The following is a 4,525-nucleotide window of genomic DNA, read 5'->3' on the forward strand; positions in this document are numbered from 1 at the left end:
CCGCATGGTGCCGGCGGTGAGGCCGGCGGCGGCGGAGGCGATGAGTTCCTCGATCTCCGCCTCGGCCGGCTCGGGGCGCTCGACGACACGGATCGCCTCGGTCGCGGGGACCGTGCCGCGGATCGCGATGGGCTCCTCGGCGTCCGCGAAGTCGAGGCAGAGCGAGAGCCGGGCGGTGCCCGAGGTGCTGCGCGCGGAGTGCGGGTCGGTCGAGTGGATCTTCCACACCTCGCCGCGGCGGATGTGGTACACGATGTCGTTCTCGGAGTGCAGCGACTCCTCGCCGGTACGCAGCGGGATCTGCAGCCGGGTGCCCGGCTCGGCCCACTCCAGGAAGTCCACGTGCGGGGCGATGATCCCCTCGCGCAGGGCGAAGATCCGCACCCACTGCAGACGGTCGAGCGGGAAGTGCCCGGTCACCAGGGACATGATGTTCGGCAGCTTCTTTCCCAGTTCGGTCAGGGAAAGGCTGCCCTCGTGGGGGCGGAAAGCGACGTCGGAATCGGCGCCGCTGCCGTTGGCCAGCACATGGGACGACCAGGACCCGAAGGTGAAGGTGTCGTATTCGCCGCCGTACTCGTGCCCGTCCACGATGGACAATTCCGGGCCCAGGTCGTACGAATCGATGGGCAGTACCGCAAGCCGTTCCGACTTCAGCAAGGAAATCTCCTCCAGCACATGATTGTCCGAGGTGCCCGAAAAACCGCTGGGCGTTCCACCCGATCGTCACCATAATTCTTCCCCGTCGGGCAAGGCAACGACGCGGCGCAGCACACGACTTGGCCGAACCGGCCGGTTCCGGCCGCCGCCGCCCCATGCTCCGGACGGCACCGGAAAGCGCGCCGCCATACGCTCCGGACAGCACCGCGACAAGCGCCGCGCTGTCCTGCCGACAGGACAGCCCACCGCCCGTCGCGGCGGTCCGCGCGGTCATCTCTTGCCTGGCGTTTCCCCGGCCATCTACCGTGGCAGCGCGGTGACTTCGGGCACGCCTGCCGCACAGGCGATCCATCACTTTCGGGTCTGTCGGGTCGCTGCGTCGACCTTCCGGCAGCGGCATGGACGGGCATTCCCGTCCGATCGAGGAAGGAAAAGGCTGGAAATGGAATCTTCGCCGAAGGTGATCAACCAGCGGGGCGGACAGAACGGGACGCCGGAAGAGGAAGCCGCGTCTCCCGGTGCGCCGGAATCGCTCGTGGAGGAAGTCTCGGCACTGTGGGCGAAACACTTCGGCGACCGTGAAGTCGGCCCGGAGGACGACTTCTTCGTGCTCGGCGGCAATTCGCTCACCGGAATCAAAATCATCGAGCAGGTGGCGAAGGACTACGGCGTCCAGCTCTCCGTGCGCGACTTCTACCTCGCGCAGACCCCCACCCGGGTCGCCGAGCTGATCGAGCAGGGGAGGAGCAGGACGTGAGGCTGACGCCCGGCCCCGCACGCGACGTCGACCTCGACACCCTCGACCTGTTCGACCTGGACCTGTACACCTCGGGCGATCCGCACCCGGTCTGGGACGTCATGCGGGCGAAGGCGCCGCTGCACCACCAGGTCCTGCCCGACGGACGCCAGTTCTGGTCGGTGACCCGCCACGAGGACGTGTGCCGCGTGCTCGGCGACCACCGCGAGTTCACCTCCGAACGCGGCACGACACCCACCCACGTCGGGATCGACGACCCCGCGGCGGGCAAGCTGCTGACCTCCACCGACCCGCCCCGGCACACCGAGGTCCGCCGGCCGCTCGGCTCCAAGCTCACCGCCCGGGCGGTGAAGTCCTGGGAGGACTCGATCCGCGGCACGATCCGGCGTTTCCTCCAGCCGGCCCTCGACGGCGAGCTCTTCGACCTCGCCGAACGGGCCCTGCTCCTGCCGGCGATGGTCACCGGCCCGCTGCTGGGCATCCCCGCGAAGGACTGGGAGGAACTCGTCCAGCTCACCGCGATGGTGACCGCCCCCTCGGACCCGCACTTCATGGTCGGCCACGAGGCCGCCACCCTGGCCATCTCCCACCACGAGCTGGTCAACTACGTCACCGAGTGGGTCAGGCGGCGCCGTGCGGCCGGCGGCGAGGACGACACCCTGCTCGCCCACCTGATGAGCGTCAGCGCGGGCGGCGCACCGCTGAGCGACGAGGAGATCGCCCTCGACGGCTACAGCATCCTGCTGGGCGCCAACGTCACCACCCCGCACACCGTCTCGGGCACCGTGCAGGCCCTCATCGAGCGGCCCGAACAGTTCGACAAGGCGCAGGCGGACCCGACGCTGATCCCGAACCTGGTCGAGGAGGGGCTGCGCTGGACCTCGGCCGCCTGCAACTTCATGCGCTACGCGGTCGACGACGTCCACATCGGCGGGGGCACGATCCCGGCCCGCGCCGCGGTCGTCGCGTGGATCGGCTCGGCCAACCGCGACGAGTCCCTCTTCCCCGACCCGCACACCTTCGACATCACCCGGCCCAACGCCAAGCGGCAGGTCGCCTTCGGGTTCGGACCGCACTTCTGCATCGGCGCGCCGCTGGCCCGGCTGACCCTGCGGATCTTCTTCGAGGAGCTGCTGGAGCGGTTCGGACCGATCGAGCTCGCCGGTGAACCGCAGCACCTGCGGTCGTACTTCATCGCCGGGATGACCCACCTCCCCATCGTCGCGCAGAAACGAAAGACGCCATGACAACCGGCTCCGCCATCGCCCTGTCGCCCTGGTTCGTCCGGCCGCCCACCGACCACCCGGCCCGGCTCTTCTGCTTCCCCTTCTCCGGATCGGGCGCCTCCGCCTTCAGCGCCTGGCCGGCCGCGCTGGAGGACATCGAGGTCTGCCCGGTGCAGTTCCCCGGCCGCGAGAACCGGCTCGGCCACCCCCACTACGGCACCTACGAGAACCTCGCCGCCGACCTGGTCGAACCCCTGACACCGCTGCTCGACCGGCCGTTCGCGTTCTTCGCGCACTGCGCGGGCGCCCTGCCCGCCTACGAGACCGCGCTCAGGCTCGCCGAGGCCCAACTGCCCACACCGGACTGTCTGTTCGTCTCCGGCCAGCCCGCCCCGCACGACGCCGCGCGTGACCCGATGCTCACCATGACCGAGTCCGAACTGCGCGACGAGGTCGAGGCGTTCGTCCGCGGCCGGGGCATCGAACCGCGCCCCGACATGCTCGACCTGGGCCTCATGGTCCTGGCACGCGACCACGCCGCCGCCAAGAAGTACCGGCGCCGGACGCCGGCCGCGGTCGACTGCCCCATCGTCGTCCTGCACTGGCGCGACGACGAGGACGTGACCCTGGCCGATCTCCAGGGCTGGCGCCAGTACGCCGACTCCGTCGAGTTCCGGGTGGTCGGCGGCGGCCACTACGACTTCATGAACGCGCCGGACGAGCTGTCGAAGCTGCTGACCCGCTGGCTGTGAGCGCCCCGCCCCCGGGCCCGGAACGCCCCGCCCTCACCCGCGGCGGTGAACCCCCGCCCTCACCCGCGGCGGTGAGCGCCGTACCGCCGCGCGTGCCCGCCGTACACCGAAGGAACCGGAAGGAACACTCATGCGTGGCGCAGCCACCGATATTGCCGTGATCGGGATGTCGTGCCGCTTCCCCGGTGTGCACGGCGTGGCCGAGTTCTGGGACCTGCTGCGCGAGGGGCGGTCCACCATCGGCACGTTCCCCGCGCGGCGGGCCGCCGACGCCCGATCCGCCTACCGGTCCCACCCGGACGCCGCCACCCTGGACTCGGGCTCGTTCCTGGAGACCGTCGACGGCTTCGACGCCGCCTTCTTCGACATCACGCCCGGGGAAGCCGCCGCCATGGACCCCGTGCAGCGCCTGGGCCTGGAACTCGCCTGGGAGGCCGTCGAGGACGCCCGCCTGCCGGCCGCCGCGCTGGCCGGCCGCGAGGTCGACGTCGTGGTCGGCGCCGGCCCCTCCGGCTACGAACTGCTGCGCAAACTGTCCGGCAGCGACCGGGACGACCCCTACGCCGCGCTCGGCTCCAGCGGCGCGCTGATCGCCAACCGGATCTCGCACCTGTTCGACGTGCGCGGCATGAGCCTGTGCGCGGACTCGGGCCAGTCCTCCTCCCTGGTGTCGCTGGCGCTGACCTGCGAGCGGATCCGCGGCGGCGCGGTGGACATGGCGATCGCCGGCGGCGTGCACCTGATCGTCGACCCCGAGGCCGGAGCCGGGCTGGCGAACCTGGGCGCGCTCTCACCCGACGGCCGCTGCTACCCCTTCGACGCGCGCGCCAACGGCTTCACCCGCGGCGAGGGCGGCGCGTTCGTCGTCCTGAAACGGCTCGACCTCGCCGTCGCCGACGGCGACCCCGTCCACGCGGTGGTGCGCGGCTGGGGCGTGAACAGCGGAGGCGCCTCCTCCCGGATACCGGACCCCAGCCCCACCGGGCAGGCCGCGGCCGTGCTGTCCGCCGTGCGCCGCGCGGGCCTCGCGTTCGAGGACGTCGACTACGTCGAGGCCCACGGCACCGGCACCCGGCTCGGCGACCCGGCCGAACTGGCGGGCCACGGCGGTCGCGAGCGGTGACCTGTCG

Annotated in this window: 5 protein-coding genes; 4 read left to right on the plus strand and 1 reads right to left on the minus strand. The window is 71.3% G+C overall.

Features of this window, described 5'->3' with window-relative positions:
• Positions 1 to 660: putative nonproteinogenic amino acid hydroxylase (locus ACWEBX_RS37465; RefSeq protein WP_451889205.1), on the minus strand; the 660-nt coding region annotated here is incomplete at its 3' end.
• Positions 661 to 1,102: 442 nt separating this feature from the next.
• On the opposite strand from ACWEBX_RS37465, the gene ACWEBX_RS37470 reads away from it, so the two are divergent.
• The 4 genes from ACWEBX_RS37470 (at position 1,103) to ACWEBX_RS37485 (ending at position 4,518) form a co-directional block, all read left to right on the plus strand.
• The gene (locus ACWEBX_RS37470) at positions 1,103 to 1,417 is read left to right on the plus strand and encodes a phosphopantetheine-binding protein (RefSeq protein WP_451889206.1); all 315 of its coding nucleotides are present in this window, start codon (positions 1,103 to 1,105) and stop codon (positions 1,415 to 1,417) included.
• Positions 1,414 to 2,664 carry a cytochrome P450 gene (locus ACWEBX_RS37475; protein ID WP_451889207.1) on the plus strand — a complete coding sequence of 417 codons (1,251 nt, stop codon included), beginning with the start codon at positions 1,414 to 1,416 and terminating at the stop codon, positions 2,662 to 2,664. Before ACWEBX_RS37470 ends, ACWEBX_RS37475 begins: the two co-directional genes overlap by 4 nt.
• Complete coding sequence (locus tag ACWEBX_RS37480; RefSeq protein WP_451889208.1) at positions 2,661 to 3,395, plus strand: thioesterase II family protein; 735 nt, start codon at positions 2,661 to 2,663, stop codon at positions 3,393 to 3,395. Before ACWEBX_RS37475 ends, ACWEBX_RS37480 begins: the two co-directional genes overlap by 4 nt.
• A gap of 130 nt (positions 3,396 to 3,525) precedes the next feature.
• Entirely contained in the window at positions 3,526 to 4,518 is a 993-nt protein-coding gene (locus tag ACWEBX_RS37485; protein WP_451889209.1) for a beta-ketoacyl [acyl carrier protein] synthase domain-containing protein, read from the plus strand.
• The last annotated feature ends 7 nt before the right edge of the window (positions 4,519 to 4,525 follow it).

The organism is Streptomyces sp. NPDC005070 (assembly GCF_053600395.1).

Excerpts from the sequence above, each read along its gene's own strand:
- ACWEBX_RS37470 (WP_451889206.1), top strand. The coding sequence starts at position 1,103 with ATGGAATCTTCGCCGAAGGTGATCAACCAGCGGGGCGGACAGAACGGG.
- ACWEBX_RS37480 (WP_451889208.1), top strand. The coding sequence starts at position 2,661 with ATGACAACCGGCTCCGCCATCGCCCTGTCGCCCTGGTTCGTCCGGCCG.
- ACWEBX_RS37485 (WP_451889209.1), top strand. The coding sequence starts at position 3,526 with ATGCGTGGCGCAGCCACCGATATTGCCGTGATCGGGATGTCGTGCCGC.